Raw genomic sequence first — 20,671 nt, 5'->3', positions numbered from 1 at the left:
ACTGAAACCCGAGCTATGATGGAGGCATGCTATGAAGCTGTCTCTGGCGATTGCCCTCTTCTTTGCGGCCACGACCAGCGTGGATGCCGCCCCTCAGGCGAAGTTGAAGAATCAGGCCGAAACCACCAAGATCGCCCAGATGGTCACCGTCTCCGGTGAGTGCACCAAGCTGGTTCACGCAGGTCTTGCGGTAGAGGGCTGCAAGAACCTCTTGGTGAACATGAATTATAGCACCGGGGTGAGTTCGTACTGGTTTATGACCGAGAGCACCATTCTGTCATTTTCTGGTGATGGCTCCCGGCGGATTGAACAAGGCCCGGACATCGTGGTCCAGGCGATCGAGAAAGTCATTCTGGCTGCGACGACTGCTGCCCCCAATAACGAGGAGGGCAAGGAGGATACCGCAGTGGGCTTCTGCCGCTTTGGCGACCCGAACCTCAAGGGATCGACGATTGAGTGCGTGGCTCACACCGAAATCGGCCGCTACGAGGGGGCCTTTTCCACCGATGGAAGTCCGCCAAAGCTCGAAGCATTCCAAATCGCGCAATGACTGTTGTCTGTTCCAGTGGATCTGTCGCAAATCCAGACTTGAGCCGAAGAAATGGGAACATTCCGCGCTGGCTATTATACGGCGAGCCGCTCGAACTGATCCGCAAGGGATAGCCGCTGATTGCGGGCGTACTTCGCCTGCTGTTTGCGCATCATGTGGATCATCTCGATCGCGCCCAGGATCGCGCGGGCACTGCCAACGGTCTGAAACCCGAACCTCGGCCGCATCCGCCGTTTGATGGCACGATGATCCTGCTCAATGCGATAGTTTAAGTAGCGGCACTGCCGGATCCGGATCGACTTCTTGCGCCTTGATCCGTGACGAAGTCGGTCCGTCATATCACAGGCCACGATCGCCACTCGGTCGGTGTGACTGCCGTCGATCACGATTCGCCCTGGTTGGCCATGGCTTAAGCGCCTTGCGCAGAAGCCGTTTGGCAGCGGTGAGGTTTCGCCGCTCGCTGAACCAGAACTCGACGGTGTCGCCATTGCGGTCGATGGCGCGGTACAAGTCTGGGAACTGGAGGAGCAACTCCTCCAAGAGTCATGTTAAGCGAAGTTTATGCGTTCTGGATTGGCTTGCATAGGAACCTGCCCTCCCACGCTGCGTTCCCTGAGGAGTTCAGCTTAGCAATACATGCAAAAGCTGTGCTGGACCTCCTCAACCGGAGACGCAGTCATGAACAAAGTCACGGCCTTCATGGGTTTTATCTTCCTGGTTGTATCGTCCGCATGGGCGCAGACCCCGCCCGCCACGCCCAGCCCTCCTCCGGCCGGCGATGCCGGAGCAGCCGGAGGCGGGATCATGGACTACTGGTGGGTGATCCTGCTGATCATCATCGTAGTTGCAGCGATCTGGTACTTCTCGCGGCGTGGCAGGAACGTGTAGGGATGTGTCGCTACAGGAACGGCAGCAGGGCATCGAGCGTTGATCAGAAGCCGTTTTGATGCTCCTGACTGCCCACCGATCCGAACCCGGCCCACAGGCCGGGTTCTTTATCTGCTTCGGCGGCCGATTGTTGCCAACATTCCCTCAAAACGCCTCTGTGAACTTACGTCTCTGTACGGTTAATGCCGCTGCTCAAGTAGATGATCGGCACGTTCACGGTCTTGGCCAATTCCAGAGCCCGTCCGCGTGCATCTTCGAGCGTGTGGCTTGAGAAACTGCCGGGCGGTTGGCGATCCCGATCAAGACCCTTTCCAGTCACGGTGTACTGCTTCCCGATGGCCGGCTCGTGAATGACCTCAATGAGAATATACCGGTCCGGATCGGCAGGCTTTTCGCCTTCGGCTAGTTGCTTGAAGATAGGCATGGATCCTCCTTTTGCGGCTCAATCCCGATTGTCCTCCGCTTTGGGATCTTGGTAGTCCCGCCCGCATGATAATCGGCGAGGCCTTGCCGACACAAGCGGAGCACTCGTGCCTAATCTCCTGCACCAAGGGGCATGATGTGATCGAGCGGGGCGAATTGATGCTCGTCTGCATCGATGTGTCAGCTGAGCTTAGCGCTGTTCTTAGGCACGCGCTCCAGCCCGCCCCAAAAGCGCGGCGGCTTCCACATTGTCATTGATGGCCTCCCGCAGGCGATCGTGCATCCCATGCAGCGTCAGCATAGGAAAGAGATGTTCGTCCTGAAGGGTAGCCAGCGGCTCAAGCTCCTCTTTCAGGTCCACAAACAGCCGCTCGCGCGTTTTGACCGCGTTGTTGGACGTGGCGAGAAGCTTGTCGAAGAGTTCGTTCGCCTTGTCCAGCGGGGCTTGGCTGAATCGTGTGATCGCCATTGTCCCTCACAAGCTATGAAAGAGAGGGCCTCAAGGGCTGCAGCTAGGACCCCTGGGTATGACACTGGCATGTCGGTTGCACTCCTCGTGGGATCTCGATCATGAGATGGATGTCAGGTCGAGCGTCGAAGGTGGACCTTCGTCTCCAATTGAACGGCCGCTCTCGCGCATCGCCCGGGCACATCTGGCGAGAAGCAAAGCAGGTCCGGGCAGCAGAAGGTAACAGATCGCCCCAATCCGAAGCGTCGTATCGATGCCGAACTCGATGCTTGTCAGCACGGCGACGCTGGCCGCGAGCACACCGGCTGCTCCGTTGATGCCCCAGAACCAAGGGGTTGGTTTCTTGTCGATCGCCGACACCAGCCGCATTCCGGTCGGAAACCCGAAGCCCATGAGGAAGCCGGCTGGCGAGAGAACCAGCACCGCCAGTCCGGCTCGGAGCAAGAGGCCTGCGCTCTCAAGCCGGAGCAGGATGTCGGGCAGCCAGAAAGGCAGGAGAAGGAGGTACAGACTGGTCAGAGCCGACCAGCTGACGAGCCTCGCGCTGCTGTCGAGTGGGGCACGCTCGGACACCAGGCTGCCGATGCCGGTCGACAGGATCAGGCTGAAGAGGACGACGCTGAGAGCATAAACCGGGTGGCCCAGAAACACGCTGATGCGCTGAAGCAGGCCAATCTCAACCATCATGAAGCCGATGCCAATTAGGCCGAAATAGAAGGTTCCGGCGCCGATCAGCCCGGATGGCCTCGAACTCACCATAGACCGCAGCGGAACGATGATCGTCGCTGCGACGAGAATGGCCGAGATGAGGATCAGCATGGCGAGTGTCAGGGTCGCGCTCAGATTGCCTCCATAGACGCCCACCCTCGAAGCCAGAGTGAAGACGTCCTGATCAAGCAGGCGACCGAGCCGCAACTGGTTGAAGAAGAACGGGCGTGCATCAGTCGGCGGGCTCAGGTCGAGGTAGGAGGCCTCGGTGGCCCGCGCGAGAGCGCTGCGATCGGGCGCCGCCACGATGCGCTCGAGCAGCGGCGAGGCGGCCGGTGCCTGCGGGCTCAGCAGGACGGAGAACGCGTAGGTGTGCGCAGCTTGCCGGAGCGCCGCCAAGGCTTGGGCCGACAGCGGCGAGCGCGACATGACCAAGGTCGCCACATTGTCTGACGCTGCCATGAAGAGGTGTCTCTTCGGGTCCGTCGCCCCAAGGGATTGGAGCGTTGCCACAGCCAGGCTCACCATGCGGCCGGTCTCGTTGACCTCGCCGGGGGCGTACCAACGGCTCACGGTGAAGACACCCGACGGCGTCAGGCGCTCGAGGAAGATCCGCCAGGCCTCGACCGTGTAGAGGCCGTTCTCCGACAGGGTGAAGGCGCCGGCGCCAGTGGCCGCCCAGGTGTCGATCAGGCTCATCTGGATGACGTCGAAGGAGCGTTCGGCGCGGGCGAACCAGCTTCTCGCCTCATCGACTTCGAAGGAGAGGCCGGGCTGCCGACCGATGGCGGTGTCGTTCGCGAAGCGCCGGGTCAACAGGTCGATGAAGATCGGGTTGATCTCGACGCCGACCACTTCTGAGACACCAAACACGCGCGCTGACAAGAGGTCCCGGCCGCCGCCGACGCCGATCACCGCCCCGGTCTGCAGGCCGGGAACAGCATAGGCGAGGTTGGTGACGTCGTAGCGGAGGAAGGCCAACTCGTTCAGATCGCCGGAGAAGCGATAGACCGCGGTCCCGGCACCGCCGTCGATGTTCATCCAGCGCTGCTCGATCGGATCTGCGACAAAGCGTGGGGACGGCCCCCAGAGCGCCGGTCGCGTCCTCTCAGGCTGGCCGACCGTGATGCGCGAGAACGAGTTCCATTTCTCATAGGCGATCGTCGCCGGATGCTCGATCTGGTCCTTCACCACCGTCGGCCGGACGCCCTCGATCAAGCTGTTAGCGAAGGCGAGGATCGCAAGGCCTGCAAGCACAGGGCCGCGATACCGGAAAAGCCAGCCGGCCACAGACCGGCCCAGTGGCACATCCCCGAGATCCGCCCGCGCGAAGAACTGGCCGCCGGCGGCAATAAGGACCGCAATCCAGAGCACTGCCGAGGGACCACTGACCAGATTGAGCAGACCGAGGGCCCCTAGGCAGCCGAGAGCCGCGCCGAGCAGGTCGATCCCATAGACCACGCCGACGGGGAAGGGGCTGCGGGTCAGGGCTAGGCTGACGACGATGCCGGAGAAGAAGAACGGGAGAGACAAGGCAACGGCGAACTCGGTCCAGACGACGAGTGACATGACCGATGCGGGCAGGCTCGTGACAATGGTCAACTGCACCAGGAGCGCCAGGATCGTCGCGAGGGCGAAGTTGAGTGAGGCGGCGCTCAGGTGATAGGACAGCTGCCCCGGGCGGTACCGCTCGGGCCGGAGATAGACCCAGACCGCTCCGGCCGTGAGGCCGAACATCGCGATGCTGATGACGAAAAATGCCAGGTGATACCAGGATGTGACGGAGATGATCCGGGTTTCGACGATCTGCAGCATCAGGGTTGCTGCGGTGATCAGGCCGAGGCCTGTATAGAACGACAGTCGCTGCGCAATCTTCTGCACTTGTCGTCCCCGTATCTTGGCGGATCGATCGCGGCTCTTGCCATTCAGTCAGCCGAACGGTCCCGGCAGGCTCATCGGCAGGAGATCCGACGCAAAAGAACTTTCCCACAAATCGCGAGCGATGTCAGCTTGGCAGCAAAGCCGTCCAGCTTCGGTTGCTCATGCAAGCTCAGGGCGCCAAATACCGCTTGACGGTGTCCTTCCGGAAAGCCGGAGAAAGGCGTCGTAGTCTTCAAGCGCGCAGACAATCGGCAAGCAGGTCCAATAGGTGAGCAGTCAAAAGGTCGGGGTTTTCGAGGCTCGGCAGATGGGCGACGCCGGGCAGGATCTCAAGCCGAGCATCCGGAAGCGCCACCGCCAGCTGGCGGCAGCGCTTCCGGATGTGGGGGACGTCGAGGTCACCGCAAAGGACGCGCACGGGACCGGCAATCTGGTCGAGCTGGTCCCAGGCCAAGGCGGGTTGCTGAACGCGACCGATCACCGGGGCTGCTAGCGCAATGCCATTCATGGCCAGGAACAGTTCGCGCGCCGGTTCTTTAACGCGACCCTGGTCCGCCAACGGTCCATCCAGCCAGAGCGCCGCTTCCAGCCGATTCACCTGATCGAGATCGCCTGACTTCTCGGCCCGATCAATCGCATCGAGCAGGCGGCGGACAGCCTCGTGGGGTGTTGCCGAGGGCGCTCCGCTGACCGACGGCGCGATTAGGACGAGCCCTGCGACGCGATCGGGCGACGCGAGGGCGGCATCGATCGCGATGTGGCCGCCCTGCGAGCGGCCAACCAGGACAACCGGCCGACCCCCCTCAACCAGGTGGTCGAGCACGGCAAACGAGTCGGCTGTTTGGCTGTAGGCCTCGTCGACAGCCGGCGCCTCACCGAAGCCTCGGCGGTCGAATGCGATCACGTGATAGCCCGAGGCTAGCGCAGCAAGCTGGTGATGCCACATCCGACGGTCCGCGACGGCGGCGTGCAGGAAGACAACCGGTTGGCCGCCGCCGGTCCACTCGGCCGCGATCTGGGCGGGCCGACAGGAACGATCCCCGATGTCGTCTGCATTTTGTCCAAAATTGGCTATGGTACGTTGGGCTAAGATGACCCTAATCTCGGGCCGCGGCCTAATCAGCCGATCATCCCTACAACATGACCCTGTGGGGTGGCCGAGCCGGGGATCGGGCTGGGTCGGCGTACTCGACGGGCGCCATCCAGACATGACGATGCCCCGAACCGCACCGGCTGTGGCACCGCTGGTCTCTGCGACGCGATGGCGGGAGCAATAGGGCCGCGGCAAAAAGGACTCCGTTGCAGCGACTGAGAATGGAGCACAATGAACGCACTCAAAGGCGTTAGATCCGCAAACGAGTGGCCCTAACTTTATCTCGCACGCCTTCGGGGAAGCCAGCGAAGCCAAGATCGGCTTCTCGCAGGAACCGGGAGCGCCAACAGAATGGCGCCTTCATCGGTCTTGCGGATATGCAGTGTACGGGCATGGAACTGATCCAAGCCGGGCCTATGGCCGATAGACAGTACCGATGCACGCGCGAGCTCTTGCGTAAATATGGCCAGCATCGAGGCCTGATTATCGTCGTCAAGAGCCGATGTGGCCTCATCCATGAAGACCCATTTCGGCTTGTGAAGAAGGACGCGCGCGAAGGCGACACGCTGTTGCTGGCCAAGCGAAAGCGATCTGTCCCAGCGCTCGGCGCGATCGAGCAGCCCAGCAAATTCATGCAAGCCGACCCGGTGCAGAGCCGCCTTGACTGTTGCATCGTCGAACGCATCAGGGCCCGCGGGATAGCATATCGCCGAGCGGAGACTGCCAAGCGGCAGATAGGGCCGCTGCGGCAGAAACATCATGTCACTGGCAGAAGGTGTGCGGATAACGCCAGATCCCCAGGGCCAAAGCCCGGCGATCGCGCGAAACAGCGTGCTCTTGCCCGATCCAGAGACTCCGATGATCAGAACGCGCTCTCCGGTTCGGACCTCGGCCGTCGCTTCCTCGATGAGGATGCTACCATCATTCAGTGCAATGGAAAGGTGTTCGAAGCTGAGCCACCCGTCGGGATGATTGCAAATCTCGATGCGTCGAGTGCCCATCGCGATACGATCGAGATCAAGCGCAGCCTGTCGAAATCCTGCCAGTCGCAACACGGCCGATCGCCAGTCTGCGATTTTGGGGTAGTTATCGACAAAGTATCGCAAGGCGGCCTGAACTTGGTTGAAGGCTCCGACGACCATCATCATCTCGCCGAAAGATAGCCGCCCGCTGAAGTAGCCTGGGGCGGCAGCAAGGATCGGTACAACGATGGCGAGCCAACCGTAACCCGACGTGATCCAGGTCAGTCGGGCCAGAGCGCCAGACAGTCGGCGGGTCGACAGGAGGACAGCGTCAAGGAAACTATTGAGATTGCGACGTTCGTCCGGTTCCCCGGAATAGAGGGAGATACTCTCGGCACTCTCACTCACTCGAACGATAGCAAAGCGCAGGTCCGCTTCTCGCGCATATCGCTCGGTGTTCAGGCGGATGAGAGGCCGGCCCACGAGCCACGTCAACCCTGACCCGATACCGGCATAAGCGACAGCGACCCACACCATGTAGCCCGGGATCACGATCTCACGCCCTTCAAACTCAAAACTGGCGTAGGAGGAGAGTGTCCACAAGACGCCGAGAAAGCTGACAAGCAGAAGAAGCGCCTGGAGCATACCCACGCCAAGCTCGGTGGTAAATTCCGAGAACAGCCGGCAGTCTTCCTGTAGACGTTGATCGGCTTGGGAGCCGGAAGGACCAACGTGGCCCAGCTGGTAGGCTCGGGCTGGCTGGAGCCAGCTATCGAAAAGGGTGTGGGTCAGTCGCTCCCTTAGGCGTATTTTGAGCCGTTGCTGAAGCCAAGTCTGGGCCACAACCAGTGCCAGCAAGGCGGCGATGATGATGAGAAAGACAAGGAGCTGGTTGAGGAACGCCACAGAGTTCCGCTTCTCAACAGCGTCGAAGAATGCGCCGTTCCACTCGTTCAGCCGAACCTGCCCGAACATATTGCCGATGAGCACCACGACAATGGCAAAGACGAGCCGGACGACCGGCCAGCCTGTCCGACCTTGCAACATGTCACGGAAGATACGGTAGAGATCCTCGGCAACGCCTTCTCCGCGTGGAGGTCCGTCAGCCTCCGCGTTCAGGACGTGCTGGGTCGCCTGCTCGACAGCTTCGACCGTCTCAATCGGCGGACTGAGATTGGCCTCTTGCTCAACCCCGGTAGCGGCGGCAGGAAGAGGGCTATGGCGGCCCGACAGGCTCTTTGGTTCATGCATGCATCTGTCGTGGCACAGCTTGTCGCCCGCTCCCCAGTCCGAGGCCCGCTTGCGCAGGCCGGAAATTGCGGGCGCCTGCGAATGCGCGACGATCGCGTGCGGCCACACACAGCACAACCTCGCCATCCACATGAGCTTTTTTAAGGTGACGGCGAGCTGTCTCATGGAAATCGGTAGGTTCCAGGAAACCTGAGATCACAATGTTGATGGCAACGGCCAATCGTAATAACGGCTATGCTTGTCAGACGAGAGAGCTGATGCGGTTTGCAGCGCGCAAGTATGATATCTATGGGATCTGCGGTCGCCGCAGCATAGGGGCCATTGCTTAGCGGATTGTATCTGTTGGCCGCCAAGTGCAGAATGATGCTGCGTCGAATGGAGAAGTACGCATGTACAAGCCTTACATGGGCGTCTGCCTTATGGTCTCTTGGATCGTGGCTGGACAGGCGACCGCGCAGGCTCCCTCGTCGCCGCCGCTCTCAGCGGGGGAGGGCACTTCGCCCACAGGCTCAGCGACTAAAGGCCCTGTCTTCCTTGAGTATCGCCAACCGGATCAATTTCGCTCAACCAACTTGCGTGGAACACGTGTGTACGGGGCAAACAATGAGAACATCGGGGAGATCAATGATGTTCTGATAAATCGCAATGGACAGGTGGTGGCGGTCATGATCGGCGTGGGTGGCTTCCTGGGGATTGGTGAGAAGGATGTCGCCATTCCAATGTCGATGTTGCTGTTTCAACCTGGGGCCGTTGCAGCAGATTCGCAGGACACCTCACTGATGGGCAAGACGGTGAGCCCATCTCCACCGGTCACTAATGCCCAACCAGGAGCGGCGACAGGCACATCTCCTCCAGCGACCAGCGCAGCTGCACGGCATGATAATGGGATTCCAGACCGCCTCATTCTGACGATGACCAAAGAGCAACTCCAGAGCGCTCCCGCCTTCCGGGACAATGTGAGTGACAGCTCCTCGAACATCGAGAGTTCAGGCGCCACCGCTCCTGCTCCACCGGCAACTCAAAGGCCCTGAATGAGGCTGAACAACAACCGATGGGCTTGATCGGTTTTGCGTTTCGGCCTCTTCCCGCATGCTTTAACTTGCTATGGTGCATCAATCGGCCGGAGCATATATTCATTTGCGGCGAGACAGCCTCCCAATCCTAGTCGGGTGCTTGACACGGTAGGGGCACCATCAGCTTAACTTGGAGGTGACGGGATGTTGGCATAGGTAGGGAATGAGATCGACCCCTCATCCTCACTACGCCCGTCACCGCTTCCCAGCTGAGGTGATCAGCTATGTCGTCTGGTTGTACTTCCGATTTCCGTTGAGCCTGCGCATGGTCGAGGAGGTGCCCGCTGCCCGAGGTAACTTGGTCAGCCACGAAACCGTCCGGCAGTGGGCGCTAGATGTTCAGTCCCACGAAGTGGTGATACGATCATCTCTTCTTGGAGGGACAGCTTATGGGACAGCTTCTCCACGGCAGCGCCACCACGACAGAGGCAGTTCGTCGCGCAATCCAAGTTGGTCAAGAAAGCGTAAGAGCTCTGGCCCGGCGCTACGGCATCAGCCCCACGACCGTGCAGAAATGGCGCAAGCGCGCGAGCCTCCGCGATGCGCCCATGGGCCCGAAGCAGGTTCGTTCGACCGTGCTGACGCTGGAGGAGGAAGCCGTCGTGGTGGCCTTCCGCCGTCACACGCTGCTGCCCCTGGACGATTGCCTTTATGCGCTCCAGCCCACCATCCCGCACCTGACCCGCTCATCCCTGCATCGCTGTCTGCAGCGCCATGGTATTAGCCGCTTGCCTGAGGTGACCGGTGACAAGCCGGCCAAGAAGAAGTTCAAGGCTTATCCCATCGGCTACTTCCACATCGACATCGCCGAGGTGCACACGGAGGAAGGGCGGCTGTACCTGTTCGTGGCCATTGATCGCACCAGCAAGTTCGCTTTCGCTCAACTGCATGAGAAAGCCACAAGACAAGTCGCTGCTGACTTTCTGCGCGCGCTGATCGTGGCGGCGCCGTACAAGGTGCACACCGTGCTCACCGACAATGGCACCCACTTCACCACGCCTGGCAACACCAGTTCGGCAGCCCCTCTGATCAAAGAAGCCATGGAACGAGGCGAGATCTTCCGCGCTCATGCCTTTGAGTACGCCTGTGCCCAGAATGACATCGATCACCGCCTGACCAAGCCGCGTCACCCCTGGACCAATGGTCAGGTCGAGAGGATGAACCGCACGATCAAGGACGCGACTGTCAGGCGCTACTACTACGACAGCCACGACCAGCTCCGGCATCACCTGCAGCTGTTCCTGGATGCCTACAACCATGCCAGGCGGCTCAAGACCTTACGGGGCCTCACCCCCTACGAGTACATCTGCAAAACCTGGACCGAGCAGCCAGATCGGTTCATCATTGATCCGACACACCACACCTTGGGACCGAACATCTAGGTTGGCCAATCTCCAGGTCCCTCACCACGTCTTGCGTCTGTCTTGAACTGAGGTCCCTTTCCTCGACCAGCGTTGACTGGCTTCAGCGGTACTACGGACCTCTCCGCCACCCCAGGGCGCCCGGCCTGTCCCTCGCGGGCCTCCGGTTGGTCATCCCTGACCACGTCCTGGGGCTTCCCGTGTTGCGTGCGCTTTCCTTGTGTCCATGCTGCCGCCACTACCCCGGTGCAGCGCCTGGGCGTACTCTTTGCTCATTCACCCAGCCGTATCAGCCTTCCCCGAAAGGGTTGTCGGGTCGGCCTGCACATCGTCCTTTTCGAGGCTTGCTCAGCGTTCACTCACGTTGCGGCCTGCACACTCGCGCGGTCACCAATTCGTGACCCGCTCTCCGAAGGCTTCAGCCATTTCGTTACCTCCATGACTGCTCCGGTTGCTTCCGGCTGGAGCGGTGGCCGGGTGGGACTTGCACCCACTGGAAAGCGTCGCCTTGTCACGGCGCACACCCTGAGCAGACTTTCAGATGTTAAAGGTGATTGGTTGGGCTTTTGCTGGAGGTTGCAGGGAAACGCCCGCAGGTCGATTAGGTCGGGTTCAGCTTCCGGGTGTGGCGGCCAAGAGGCAAACCCGCTAAGAAGTACGACACCACCTATCCGAGTGCGGAGGGGTTCGATGACGATCCCGCAATGGGCACTCCTCGGCTTTGCGGTCTGGACGCTGCTCGTGCTCTTCGGAACCGTTGGTGTCTACCGATGGTCGAGGATCCTAACAGGACGGGTGAGGATCTCTGAATGGCAAGCTGACCAGCCCCAAGGCAGCGACTGGTATCGGCGAGCCATGAGAGCGCACATGAACTGCGTCGAGAACCTGCCAGTCTTTGCCGCAATTGTCCTTTGCGCCACCGCTTCCGGGGAGAACAGCCGCTTCCTAGACCTGCTGGCCGGAGCCATTCTGGTCGCGCGGGTCTGCCAAACGACAGTCCATCTCGCTTGCACCCCCTCCGAGGTTGCCGCCTCGGTCCGGTTCGTATTCTTCTTCGTGCAGGCACTCGGCATGCTTGCAATGGCCGCAGCCGTCGCAGTCTCGGCGATTGGATAGCGGGCTCAGCGATCTCGTCCGTTCCCCAACGCATCCCGGATCGCTTGCTCGATCTCATCGATCCAAGCTGGATCGGGGGACGGGATCAATCGAGCAAGATTGCCTTCCGTGGCGGCGGATCGGACCTGTGATGCCGCGGAACGAGCCTGCTGTCGGTCGCCAAGTCGCGTGCAGCACAGAGCAACCATCTTGAGGGCGGGGATCCAGTGCGGGCGCACGGACAGGGCCCGGCATGCAGTGCTCAGCCCGGCCTCGGCATTTCCGGAGAAGGTGTAGGCTGCGGACAACAGGAACAGCCACGTGAAGTTCTGCGGATCGAAGGGCGAGAGGCGCAGCCCATGCTCCAGCGACTCGATCGCCTCCCGCAGGCGACCGGTACTCAGATAGGCAACCCCGAGGACCAGGTACCCAAGGGCGAAGCTGGGACTGAGGCCGATGGCGCGCCGAGCGGCTCGAATGGCGGTTTCGTACTCGCCGCCAAAGACATGGGTCACGGCCACGGCATAATGCGAGTAGGGGTTCTTCTCATCAAGCTGGACGGCCCTCAGGCCGGCTTCCATCCCGCTCCGCAGACCGGCCTCGGGATCGTTCCCCCATCCGTAAGCGGCAAGACCGGCTTCGATCCGCGCCAGCCAGATGTACCCATCGGCAGAGTTAGGCTCGGCCTCGATTGCCTTCAGGAACAGCTCACGGGCGCGGTGGTGCGAGTCGGGCCTGATCTTGTGGAACTCCCACATGCCCCGCCGGACGAGATCCCAGGCGGTCAGGCTCCGGGAGCGCTCGGCCCCGCGCTGCCCCTCGTTCCTGAGGAGTTCGGGCTCGATGGCTCCCGCGACCTCCTCTGCTATCTGATCTTGGAGCACCAGCACATCGCCGATGTCGCGGTCATATCGCTCAGCCCAGATGGAGCCGCCGGTCTCCGCCTCGGTGAGTTGGGCCGAGACGCGGACGTGGGAGCCGCTCCGGCGCACGCTGCCACTGAGGATGTAGCGAACGCCCAAGCGACGGGCGACCTGCTCTGTCTCGACGGCTTTGCCCTTGAACGCGAAGGAGGAGCTGCGGGATGTGACGAACAGCCAGCGGGTTTTCGTAAGGGCCGTGATGATGTCGTCCGTGATGCCATCAGCGAAGTACTCCTGGCTGGGGTCGCCGCTCAGGTTGGCGAACGGGAGAACGGCAATGGAAGGTTTATCGGTCTGGTTTTGGCTCGGCCGGGCGGCCGTCGGCTCGCGGGGCGAGATGTCCGCGGCTTTCAAGGCATAGACGTGGAGGGGCCGTGCGATGTTCTTGAGGCGCTGCTCCCCCAGGTCCTCGAACGGCAGGGACAGCTTGCCCTCAAGCTCGTCGAACACCTTGCCGGAGATGCAGATGCCGCCGGGATCGGCCACGCTCTCGAGGCGGACGGCGACGTTCACGCTGTCCCCGAGAATGTCGCCGTCCTCGTCCAGCACGACGTCGCCCAGGTTGATCCCCATCCGAAGCTGAACCGCGTCCTCGCCGTCAGGCCGCTGCCGGGCAAGGTCACCGACGGCCGCCTGGGCCTCTACTGCACACAGCACGGCCTCGACGGGGCTGGCGAACTCCAGAAGCGCCCCATCGCCCATGGTCTTCACCAAGCGCCCCTGATGCTGCGCCGCGGCGGGTTCGATGATGTCCGAGAAGACCGTGTGGATGGCCGCAAGTGTGCCTGGCTCGTCCTGCTCCATGAGACGGGAGGAGCCGACGACGTCAACGGCTACGACAACTGCGAGCCGCCGCTGTGACCTGAGCGTTGGATCGGCCATGGGCGTGTTCTCATGCCACTCAGAAGGAGCTTGTGCTGGTGTTCCGCCGATGTCCACTGGCTCGGCCTTATTGGGCGGGATTGTTTCCCTCTTCTCCTCCAAGGCAGGAAGTCCGGTGCCGATGATCACTCCAGCAGGCCCCCGTCCCGCAAGCCTTGAGCTTAATGGGATAGAAAACCCGGATCGCCCGGTGCCACTTCGATCGCCTTTGGCACCATCTACTCCTTGCCGGTCTCCCGGCGCACCTTGCGCTGACCCCATCATGGCGTTGCTGCGGGCGGACGCCCAAAGGGAGCCGAAGCATGCATAAGGGTTGTACGTCACGGGTTTAGCGTGACCTTAAATGGGCTGGTTAGAGGTAAGCAAAATCATTATCTGCCCGTAGCAATCTCTACTGCTTGGATACACAAAGCAGGGCTATCGGCAGAGCCGGTCATTTGATGAAATCGCATAGCGAAACGAGAACCGTGGAATGTCGATCTACTGGATGAAAACCGCCAACGTGTATCCGGATGCCAGATGGCACGACCAGGCCTTCATTGCCTTCGATCCGGACGTGCGTTTCCCGCGCTTTAACCCGACCGAAGGCGACGAGATTATCGGCACCGTCGCCCTGGTCGACGGCGGCCCCAATTCCGGTCGTTGGCAATGGTCCATGACAGTGTCGCTACCCGGCCCGGCCTATCGCTTGCCGGCTAACGGGACTGAGACGGACAGGAGCACAGCAACCGCGCGCATGATCGAGACATATCGGCACTATCTCTCGACACGGCCGAAGCAATACCCGCGCCATGCCTGACGAACTCCGGGCACATTATCGGCTGGTGCTCGCTGCCTCACAGTCGGCAGAGCCGAGGCGGTTGAGGGCAGGGCAGAGTTAGGTTCTGGAAGGATGGAGGAACAAGAGTGATCAGGTGGCTTGATGTGAGTGCCGCGCCGCGTAATGGCACACCCGTGATCCTATGGATTGAGGATAGCGACGCCCCACCAACCTATCCGGTCACAGTCGGCGTCTGGGAAACAGACGACATCAGTGAAGTAAGCTGCTGGCGCGTCTTTGCGGACCACGACGGCACCCATAACTACTTCGATCAGCACATCCGCGGCTGGATGCCACTGCCTCGACTACCGAATGCCTGACGCGTCGTCCCGAACGGGGCATTCGGCAAAGCCGAGGCGGGTGAGGGAAGGACGGAGTGAATTCTGAAACCGGGGAACAGCCTTATGAATCACTCTGATTTCAAGATCGGCTGCGAGTTTACGACTCTGGTGGGCCGCTGGCGCTGCACGGATATTGGCACCCGTACTATCGTGGCGATCAGGATCGACTTGGTTGAAACCAGGACCATTGTCGATGGACACCCAGTCAGACGGTATCTCACGCAGGACGAGGCCGAACTCGAAGGATGGTTCAACGGTCCACCCTATGTGCTCGCCAAGGTCGTTTTCGATGAGGATGGCATACTGGAGTGCGAACCTGTTCGATCAGGGGACTGATGCCTGACGACCTCCGGTCCCCAATCAGGCACCATCTGGTGCTGCACCGGATCGACCCGGAGCAGGGCATCCGGCGCTTCTACAGCCTGATGATCGAACGGGACCTGTTCGGGACCATCCGTCCGGTGCGCAACTGGGGCCGGATCGGCACGAACGGACAGGAGCTCGTCGCGACCTTCGCGAGCGAGAAGGAGGCCGGCCAGGCGCTCGAAGCGCTGGCCGGGGCGAAACGCCAGCGAGGGTATCACGACCTATGACGCTGGCCGATCCGGTCATTCCTGCCGGCGTGACAGGACGCAACTGAGATCGCCAGACCGGCCGACCGCTCCCATCGCAAAAGGTTTTTCCTGCGGGTGGGGCTCCTCGTCGGACTCGCTCGTCGGATTGCAGGCCTCACCTGGAGTCGGCCCATCGTACTCCGCCCTTCCGCCTTGGCGCATGAGCTGGCCGAAGGACTGCGTGCGCGAGGCTGTGGGATCCCCGAAATAGCCGTCGTTCAGGCCCGAGTAGCGGCAGGCCGACTGGCCAGTCGATTCGCGGTGCGCGATGGGGTCGCCGGTTCCCTTGATTTCACCGGCAGTGACCGGAGCTGAGGCGGCTACGCAAACAACAAAGACAGCTAGGATCCTTGTGTGCATGTCAAACCCTCCCTTGGAGGGATGAACGGCGCCTTTTGCGTTGTGGCGCAGCAAGAGCCTGCCATAGAGTCAAGGAACGGCAGGCGACGTGAAGGATAGACCACCGGGATCCGACAAGCTACCTCCAGAAGCGAAGTCCATTCCTCGGACGAGTTGTGACCGCCCGGCCAGCAACCGCGGCAGTTCACTGATGTCTGAGAAAGGGCGGTGTCGTAGATGCCCATTTATGGAACGGTGAATAAGGCACTTGGGCTAACGTGAGTGCCGTCCGAGCACAAAGCCGACGAGCAGTACCGCTACGACCAGCCCAACCATTGTGGTCGCCCAGGCGAACAAGGCCACATCACTCGGTGACAACATATTGCAGCCTGAATAGCCGATCAGTTCACAAGCCCATCTCGCCACCGTGTCCATGCTTACCCCCGATCCGGACCACAAGGCGCAACTTGGAATTTTAGCAGATCAGATCTGGGCGCCGAAAGGTCATACCTCACCGCACGCACGGTCTGCGTAATTTCGCGGAAGGCCGTGTGTGGACCAGCGAACGATGGCCTCTTTTGGCCGTTGGTAGGCGAGAAACCTCTGACCCGTGCGGGCAACAATTTCATTGAATCCATGGCTCGCGCCCTGTTGCGCGAGCGGATCGAGGCCACGCCGTGGTTTCGGATCAAGATGACCCAGGAACAGCGCCGGGCGGCCATTGAGCGGGAAGCCGATGCCTATTGGCACCTGTTCATTGCCGATGCCACAGAGCGGCTGCTCGCGCTTGGCGACGCGAGCCAGCACATAAAGCATTCGCTCGAGAAGCATTGTTCGAGCGAGGCGGCCAAAGAAAAAGCGTCCCGCAAGGGGCGCTTCGAAGGTGCCGACCCGTGGGGCAGAATTGGGCCGGTGATAGGCAGCGACGCGCTCGTGCCACCTCGGTTTCATCAAGGATTAACTTTTGCGACGAGGGATCTTGCGCCTGAACGCGCCTATCTAGGCCAAAGGGCTTAAGCCTAATTACTACCTTTTGGTTAACTCCGAATCGCCATACGATCACAAGCATTGATCAAGCAATTGCGGTAAGAAAACAAATATATTAAAAGATAAACTTCCTATTGAGCGGGGGCGGATGTAGGATCAAGGCCGTGAACTCGGGGGTAGACCCTAAGCGCGGCTTTTTCTTTCCTCCTAGGACCCTCCTAGTACATTGCGTGTATCGTTTTAAGAGCATTCAACAAAAACAATACTAGGCTAGGGGCAGTACGAATGACCATCAGTGAGGCGCAACTGCGCACGCTTAGGCTTCTCAACCAGCAAGCCGCTCACCGCGTTTACCGTTCACAGCGAGCCGATGACTATACCTGGACGCATGAGGATTCCCGCATCGCGCTCACCTCAACGCTGCATCGGTTATTCAGCAGCGGATACGCGACAGTGAGCAGTGATAACAGGGACGTGGCTGTGATCACTCAGAAGGGCCGTGCAGCGGTCGCCGCAAGGGGCTCTGTTTAGAAGGCTCCACCCGCCGCGGTAACTGTCCTGTAACCACACCTTCAATACAAGCTGACCGAAGTCGGGTATGCAGCGTTTGCTATATGCCTGAACGGGAGGGGGCTGCCCATGACCATTCTCGATCCGATCACCGGAAACCGCGTCACCATCGATACATCGAGCAGACCACGCCCTTGAGCCAGATCCGGGTGAAGCGGGAGCCGAGTTATCTGATCTGCGAGATGCGCGTAGGATTGAGATGCGCCAGCTCTTCACGCAGGTCGGCCTCGTAGAACTCGGCCCTCAGCTCATAAGCCCACCGGAAAGCCGGTTCCTCGTCAGCCTTCCGTTTCCACAGCGCAATCCTGAACTTCAGCCAGTCGATCTTGGCGAGCCGAAAACGATCCTCGAATGTCATTGGAGATCCTCCTGACCTCATTGTCTCAGAGGCAGGAGATGGAGCGGTAGAGGGAGTCTCGTGTGCGAGGCCTTTCCTCCTGCCCACGTTCCATACTGAGCATTTCGCGCAGAAAATCGGGGAGGTGGTAGAGGTGGTATAAGCCAAAGGATAGCTTTGGAGCGACCGCCTGAACGGCTAATATGAGGTCTGCGGCCTCTCATGGCTTGGTCTGTGAGACTGCTCTGATAGCGAGGCCCCGACGCCGGCCGATTGGGAGGTTCTTCAACCCCCATCGCGCCGGCGTTGCCTTTTCGGCTGGAGGGCCGAATTTCGCTGAAGGCCGTTTATGGAACTCGACAAAAAGTAACGCCCCAGTCGCGATTTGGGGCGTTTGAGTTGCTAGATAGGATGGTTTGAATCTAACCCTTCTCTGGCTCGAAAACTGTGAGCCAGCTCACACAGGCGCTTTATCCGCGAAAATCCTTGAGCACTGCGCGGGGCGCCCTTGCCCGAGGCTGAACCGTAGTGCGCTGCATCTTTACGCACACACGAGGGGTGACGCCCCCTTCTGGGGAATAGGCCTCCTCGCGTGGCAAGGCTCATGGACTGCGCAACAGCGGTCGCTTCCTCATGCGCGGCTCCACAAAAAATAAGAAGTTCGCCTGTGTGATCCAGTTCACAGTCCCAGTCTGCAAAGTAGTTCAAAGTCCAATCATCGCCGACAGAGAAACGCATCTCAGGCGGTATGAAGCGCAACACTTACTTGCAGAGGATTATCTCATGGACCTCAACGTTAATGCCAGCCCGATCACTCAAGTTGCTACCACGACTGCTGTTGGTGGACCCGGCATCTTCGGTGATGGTGGCGATGCCACCGCGGTGACGAGCCAGCACGCCGACAGCTCGAACATCCAGCTGGGCGACAACCACTTCCCGTGGGGTGGTGGTTATGACTACGGTCCTGACCTTAACGTGAATGCCAGCCCGATCACGCAGGTGGCCGACACCACTGCTGTGGGCGGCCCCGGCCTCTTCGGCGATGGTGGTGACGCCTTCGCGCTCACGCACCAGGACGCCGACATGTTTAACGTCCAGGGCTAACCATTACCTCTTGGAGCGCCATCGGCTGCGAGCCGTTGGCGCTCCGTTTCTTCTTGCGTCGCTTTCCCGCCTTCCTGATCTCTCGGGAGACTGGCGCGCCCATCAACAGGGAGCGTCCCATGCCTCGCTTCTACGACACCTGCGCAGGGCCCATCGGCGGTCTCTATCTGCCTCCCGTCGCCTGGGACGTGCTTCAGCGGGAGAAGATCCGGACCCTTGAGCAACTCGTGGATATTGCTGACCGGCTCGAGCAGGTCGAGGGGATCGAACCCAGGATGGCGGAAGTGATCCGGGAGGCCCTCGCCCGTGTCGCACCACCTGAAGAGCAGAAAGTAGGTGAGATGCTGCAGGCAACATGGTGCGCGTTCTCGGCGCAATCCAGAAATGGCACTCCGCGTGCAAAGTTGACATGACACCCTGGGTCTAAAACCGGTTGGGGAGGGCGCCCCGGCGGAGCTGGTCGGGGTTGCTCCGCCGGGGCGCCTTACGGTGTCTTGAACATGTGACGCTCACCCTGCCCCCGCCGGCGCGGCGCCTTGGCCGAGCGCTGCTCGTCCCGCTCCTGCTGACGCTGCGCCACATAGGCCAGCACCTCACTCAGGCGCTTGTTCTCGACAATCGCCGCCTGCGTCACCCGCCGCAGCTTGTCATAGGTGCGGTATGGCAGGTCGACCCCGTTGTGCCGGATCGCCAGCCGTCCGTCCGGATAGTCGATCACCGTCACACGCTGGCGGGCGAGAGGGCGCGTCAGCTCAGTGGGCTCGAGCAGGAACAGCACCTTGTCGTACTGGAGCGTCAGATTGCGGGTGACGGTGCGCTCCTCTTTCCAGGCGAAGATATCCTCCAGCACCATGTCCTGCGGCACCGGACGGTGCGCATCCGAGGGGCTGATGGGCTCCTTGGCGAAACGCCGGTTATGATCGGCCAGGAACCCCGGCAGGAAGGCGTTGGCTGCCTCGATCGTCGATATGCCGGCAAGCCGCATCTCCTTGACCAGGCGATCCTGGAGCGTGCCGAACGAGCGCTCGATGCGGCCCTTGGCAGCCGGCGTGTTGGCGCAGAGGATGTCGATGTTGAGCTCATGCAGGGCGCGTCCGAACTGGGTCATGCCGTCGCCGCCGTCCGCCGCTGTGTTGCTGACCCGGAAGATGGCGTGCTTGTCGGAATAGAAGGCGATCGGGCGGCCATGGGCTGCGACGTATCGATGGGTCTCACGCAGATAATCGAAGGTGGATTCCGAGGGCACGAAAGCCGCATGCATGAGCTGGCTGGTGGCATCATCGATATAAGCCAGAAGCGTGCATTGTGGGCCACGGTTCTCGAACCACCAATGCTTGGAGCCGTCGATCTGGATCAGTTCGCCCCTGCGCTCCCGGCGATTGCGTGGCTGATGAACCGAAGGAAGGCGTCGGCGGCGATCCAGCCACAGACCGTCTTCGATCATCCATTTGCGGACCGTCTCTCGGGACACGGGACAACCATGGGTCTCCCGCAGCTTCTCAGTAGCCAGCGTCGGACCGAAGTCTGGATAGCGCTCCTTGATGATCGTCATGACCAAGTCGCGGACTGACGCGGGAAGCCGGTTGTTGCCGGGCTGGCCGCGCCGCTTCGACACGAGGCAGACAGCTCCATGCTGCCGGAAGCCCTTCAACAGCCGGAAGACCTGTCGGCGTTTGAGCCGGAGCAGGCCGCAAGCGTCCCGAACGGTCACCCGACGGGCTTCTAAATCCATCAGCACATCCAGCCGGGAAAACTCCTTGGCGCTCATCGACACCACCGTCATACGGCACGTCCTCCTGCAGCCCCGAAAAGCAGGAGAGTGCCATTTGAACTTTGCAGAGGGGTGTCATCTCTATATTGCGTCTACACGCGTAATTCGCATAATGCCCAGTATGGAACCGGTGCACGTCGCTTCGTCGCGAGGCTGAACTCCTTTCTCATGTGCGGCTCCACAAAAATAAAGAATTTCGCCGGTGTGACGCAGTGCACAGTCCCCGTCT

At 60.8% G+C, this 20,671-nt stretch carries 21 protein-coding genes and 2 pseudogenes; 13 read left to right on the top strand and 10 right to left on the bottom strand.

The genetic code is table 11. The features are described 5' to 3' along the window. The first annotated feature begins 31 nt into the window (after positions 1-31). A complete protein-coding gene (locus BB934_RS39230; protein WP_099515096.1) occupies positions 32-550 on the top strand; it encodes a hypothetical protein in 519 nt (172 codons plus the stop codon). Positions 551-624: 74 nt separating this feature from the next. Here the strand turns inward: BB934_RS39230 and BB934_RS39225 are convergent. Further along, a pseudogene (locus BB934_RS39225) lies at positions 625-1,060 on the bottom strand (DDE-type integrase/transposase/recombinase); the annotation flags it as partial. 168 nt (positions 1,061-1,228) lie between these two features. Here BB934_RS39225 and BB934_RS39220 point away from each other — a divergent pair. After that, positions 1,229-1,438 carry a hypothetical protein gene (locus tag BB934_RS39220; protein ID WP_099515095.1) on the top strand — a complete coding sequence of 70 codons (210 nt, stop codon included), beginning with the start codon at positions 1,229-1,231 and terminating at the stop codon, positions 1,436-1,438. Positions 1,439-1,601: 163 nt separating this feature from the next. Here BB934_RS39220 and BB934_RS39215 read toward each other — a convergent pair whose 3' ends face one another. The 4 genes from BB934_RS39215 to BB934_RS39200 form a co-directional block, all read right to left on the bottom strand. After that, positions 1,602-1,862, bottom strand: coding sequence for a hypothetical protein (locus BB934_RS39215; RefSeq protein ID WP_099515094.1), 261 nt, complete (start codon positions 1,860-1,862; stop codon positions 1,602-1,604). A gap of 201 nt (positions 1,863-2,063) precedes the next feature. Further along, a complete protein-coding gene (locus BB934_RS39210) occupies positions 2,064-2,330 on the bottom strand; it encodes a hypothetical protein (protein WP_099515093.1) in 267 nt (88 codons plus the stop codon). A 99-nt stretch (positions 2,331-2,429) separates the two neighbouring features. Then, positions 2,430-4,919, bottom strand: coding sequence for a class I SAM-dependent methyltransferase (locus BB934_RS39205; protein ID WP_099515092.1), 2,490 nt, complete (start codon positions 4,917-4,919; stop codon positions 2,430-2,432). A gap of 232 nt (positions 4,920-5,151) precedes the next feature. After that, positions 5,152-5,865 carry an alpha/beta fold hydrolase gene (locus BB934_RS39200; protein ID WP_237050730.1) on the bottom strand — a complete coding sequence of 238 codons (714 nt, stop codon included), beginning with the start codon at positions 5,863-5,865 and terminating at the stop codon, positions 5,152-5,154. On the opposite strand from BB934_RS39200, the gene BB934_RS49830 reads away from it, so the two are divergent. After that, positions 5,857-6,009, top strand: coding sequence for a hypothetical protein (locus tag BB934_RS49830; protein WP_237050729.1), 153 nt, complete (start codon positions 5,857-5,859; stop codon positions 6,007-6,009). The genes BB934_RS39200 and BB934_RS49830 overlap by 9 nt on opposite strands. 281 nt (positions 6,010-6,290) lie before the next feature. Here BB934_RS49830 and BB934_RS39195 read toward each other — a convergent pair whose 3' ends face one another. After that, a complete protein-coding gene (locus BB934_RS39195; protein WP_210422185.1) occupies positions 6,291-7,967 on the bottom strand; it encodes an ABC transporter ATP-binding protein/permease in 1,677 nt (558 codons plus the stop codon). A gap of 647 nt (positions 7,968-8,614) precedes the next feature. Between BB934_RS39195 and BB934_RS39190 the strand changes: the two genes are divergently transcribed. The 4 genes and pseudogenes from BB934_RS39190 (at position 8,615) to BB934_RS39170 (ending at position 11,775) form a co-directional block, all read left to right on the top strand. After that, complete coding sequence (locus BB934_RS39190; protein WP_099515089.1) at positions 8,615-9,256, top strand: PRC-barrel domain-containing protein; 642 nt, start codon at positions 8,615-8,617, stop codon at positions 9,254-9,256. Positions 9,257-9,461: 205 nt separating this feature from the next. Continuing rightward, positions 9,462-9,626 (top strand): annotated as a pseudogene (locus tag BB934_RS39185) (IS6 family transposase); the annotation flags it as partial. Between the two features lie 61 nt (positions 9,627-9,687). Beyond that, on the top strand, positions 9,688-10,680 hold the full coding sequence (locus BB934_RS39180; RefSeq protein WP_099515088.1) for an IS481 family transposase: 993 nt from the start codon (positions 9,688-9,690) through the stop codon (positions 10,678-10,680). Between the two features lie 669 nt (positions 10,681-11,349). Beyond that, positions 11,350-11,775 carry an MAPEG family protein gene (locus BB934_RS39170; RefSeq protein ID WP_099515087.1) on the top strand — a complete coding sequence of 142 codons (426 nt, stop codon included), beginning with the start codon at positions 11,350-11,352 and terminating at the stop codon, positions 11,773-11,775. Positions 11,776-11,780: 5 nt separating this feature from the next. Here the strand turns inward: BB934_RS39170 and BB934_RS39165 are convergent, their stop codons facing one another. Continuing rightward, complete coding sequence (locus tag BB934_RS39165; protein ID WP_162299270.1) at positions 11,781-13,559, bottom strand: adenylate/guanylate cyclase domain-containing protein; 1,779 nt, start codon at positions 13,557-13,559, stop codon at positions 11,781-11,783. A 472-nt stretch (positions 13,560-14,031) separates the two neighbouring features. Between BB934_RS39165 and BB934_RS39160 the strand changes: the two genes are divergently transcribed. From BB934_RS39160 to BB934_RS39145, 3 genes are all read left to right on the top strand, one after another. Next, a complete protein-coding gene (locus BB934_RS39160) occupies positions 14,032-14,358 on the top strand; it encodes a hypothetical protein (RefSeq protein ID WP_099515085.1) in 327 nt (108 codons plus the stop codon). A gap of 425 nt (positions 14,359-14,783) precedes the next feature. Continuing rightward, complete coding sequence (locus BB934_RS39150; RefSeq protein ID WP_099515083.1) at positions 14,784-15,056, top strand: hypothetical protein; 273 nt, start codon at positions 14,784-14,786, stop codon at positions 15,054-15,056. After that, entirely contained in the window at positions 15,056-15,313 is a 258-nt protein-coding gene (locus BB934_RS39145) for a WGR domain-containing protein (RefSeq protein WP_099515082.1), read from the top strand. The genes BB934_RS39150 and BB934_RS39145 overlap by 1 nt, the downstream gene beginning before the upstream one ends. A 15-nt stretch (positions 15,314-15,328) precedes the next feature. Here the strand turns inward: BB934_RS39145 and BB934_RS39140 are convergent, their stop codons facing one another. After that, positions 15,329-15,694 (bottom strand): hypothetical protein, encoded by a 366-nt coding sequence (locus BB934_RS39140; protein WP_099515081.1) that lies wholly within the window; start codon positions 15,692-15,694, stop codon positions 15,329-15,331. A gap of 564 nt (positions 15,695-16,258) precedes the next feature. On the opposite strand from BB934_RS39140, the gene BB934_RS39135 reads away from it, so the two are divergent. Continuing rightward, a complete protein-coding gene (locus tag BB934_RS39135) occupies positions 16,259-16,690 on the top strand; it encodes a hypothetical protein (RefSeq protein ID WP_099515080.1) in 432 nt (143 codons plus the stop codon). A 706-nt stretch (positions 16,691-17,396) separates the two neighbouring features. On the opposite strand, the gene BB934_RS39130 is transcribed toward BB934_RS39135, so the two are convergent. After that, positions 17,397-17,588 (bottom strand): hypothetical protein, encoded by a 192-nt coding sequence (locus BB934_RS39130; protein WP_099515079.1) that lies wholly within the window; start codon positions 17,586-17,588, stop codon positions 17,397-17,399. 762 nt (positions 17,589-18,350) lie between these two features. Here BB934_RS39130 and BB934_RS39125 point away from each other — a divergent pair. Continuing rightward, positions 18,351-18,671: a hypothetical protein gene (locus BB934_RS39125; protein WP_099515635.1), complete on the top strand. Its 321-nt coding sequence runs from the start codon at positions 18,351-18,353 to the stop codon at positions 18,669-18,671. Positions 18,672-18,790: 119 nt separating this feature from the next. Next, entirely contained in the window at positions 18,791-19,084 is a 294-nt protein-coding gene (locus tag BB934_RS39120) for a hypothetical protein (RefSeq protein WP_157934602.1), read from the top strand. A 71-nt stretch (positions 19,085-19,155) separates the two neighbouring features. Here the strand turns inward: BB934_RS39120 and BB934_RS39115 are convergent, their stop codons facing one another. Continuing rightward, complete coding sequence (locus BB934_RS39115; RefSeq protein WP_099513774.1) at positions 19,156-20,454, bottom strand: ISNCY family transposase; 1,299 nt, start codon at positions 20,452-20,454, stop codon at positions 19,156-19,158. Positions 20,455-20,671: the final 217 nt, after the last annotated feature.

The organism is Microvirga ossetica (genome assembly GCF_002741015.1).
In the GTDB taxonomy this organism is placed as follows: domain Bacteria; phylum Pseudomonadota; class Alphaproteobacteria; order Rhizobiales; family Beijerinckiaceae; genus Microvirga; species Microvirga ossetica.
Note: the sequence above shows the minus strand (reverse complement) of the source record. Positions and strands in the feature narration are given on the sequence as shown.

Coding starts and splice junctions, on each gene's coding strand:
- BB934_RS39230 (WP_099515096.1), top strand. CDS start 32: ATGAAGCTGTCTCTGGCGATTGCCCTCTTCTTTGCGGCCACGACCAGC.
- BB934_RS39220 (WP_099515095.1), top strand. CDS start 1,229: ATGAACAAAGTCACGGCCTTCATGGGTTTTATCTTCCTGGTTGTATCG.
- BB934_RS39215 (WP_099515094.1), bottom strand. CDS start 1,862: ATGCCTATCTTCAAGCAACTAGCCGAAGGCGAAAAGCCTGCCGATCCG.
- BB934_RS39210 (WP_099515093.1), bottom strand. CDS start 2,330: ATGGCGATCACACGATTCAGCCAAGCCCCGCTGGACAAGGCGAACGAA.
- BB934_RS49830 (WP_237050729.1), top strand. CDS start 5,857: ATGCCACATCCGACGGTCCGCGACGGCGGCGTGCAGGAAGACAACCGG.
- BB934_RS39200 (WP_237050730.1), bottom strand. CDS start 5,865: ATGTGGCATCACCAGCTTGCTGCGCTAGCCTCGGGCTATCACGTGATC.
- BB934_RS39190 (WP_099515089.1), top strand. CDS start 8,615: ATGTACAAGCCTTACATGGGCGTCTGCCTTATGGTCTCTTGGATCGTG.
- BB934_RS39180 (WP_099515088.1), top strand. CDS start 9,688: ATGGGACAGCTTCTCCACGGCAGCGCCACCACGACAGAGGCAGTTCGT.
- BB934_RS39170 (WP_099515087.1), top strand. CDS start 11,350: ATGACGATCCCGCAATGGGCACTCCTCGGCTTTGCGGTCTGGACGCTG.
- BB934_RS39165 (WP_162299270.1), bottom strand. CDS start 13,559: ATGGCCGATCCAACGCTCAGGTCACAGCGGCGGCTCGCAGTTGTCGTA.
- BB934_RS39160 (WP_099515085.1), top strand. CDS start 14,032: ATGTCGATCTACTGGATGAAAACCGCCAACGTGTATCCGGATGCCAGA.
- BB934_RS39150 (WP_099515083.1), top strand. CDS start 14,784: ATGAATCACTCTGATTTCAAGATCGGCTGCGAGTTTACGACTCTGGTG.
- BB934_RS39145 (WP_099515082.1), top strand. CDS start 15,056: ATGCCTGACGACCTCCGGTCCCCAATCAGGCACCATCTGGTGCTGCAC.
- BB934_RS39140 (WP_099515081.1), bottom strand. CDS start 15,694: ATGCACACAAGGATCCTAGCTGTCTTTGTTGTTTGCGTAGCCGCCTCA.
- BB934_RS39130 (WP_099515079.1), bottom strand. CDS start 17,588: ATGACATTCGAGGATCGTTTTCGGCTCGCCAAGATCGACTGGCTGAAG.
- BB934_RS39125 (WP_099515635.1), top strand. CDS start 18,351: ATGGACCTCAACGTTAATGCCAGCCCGATCACTCAAGTTGCTACCACG.
- BB934_RS39120 (WP_157934602.1), top strand. CDS start 18,791: ATGCCTCGCTTCTACGACACCTGCGCAGGGCCCATCGGCGGTCTCTAT.
- BB934_RS39115 (WP_099513774.1), bottom strand. CDS start 20,454: ATGACGGTGGTGTCGATGAGCGCCAAGGAGTTTTCCCGGCTGGATGTG.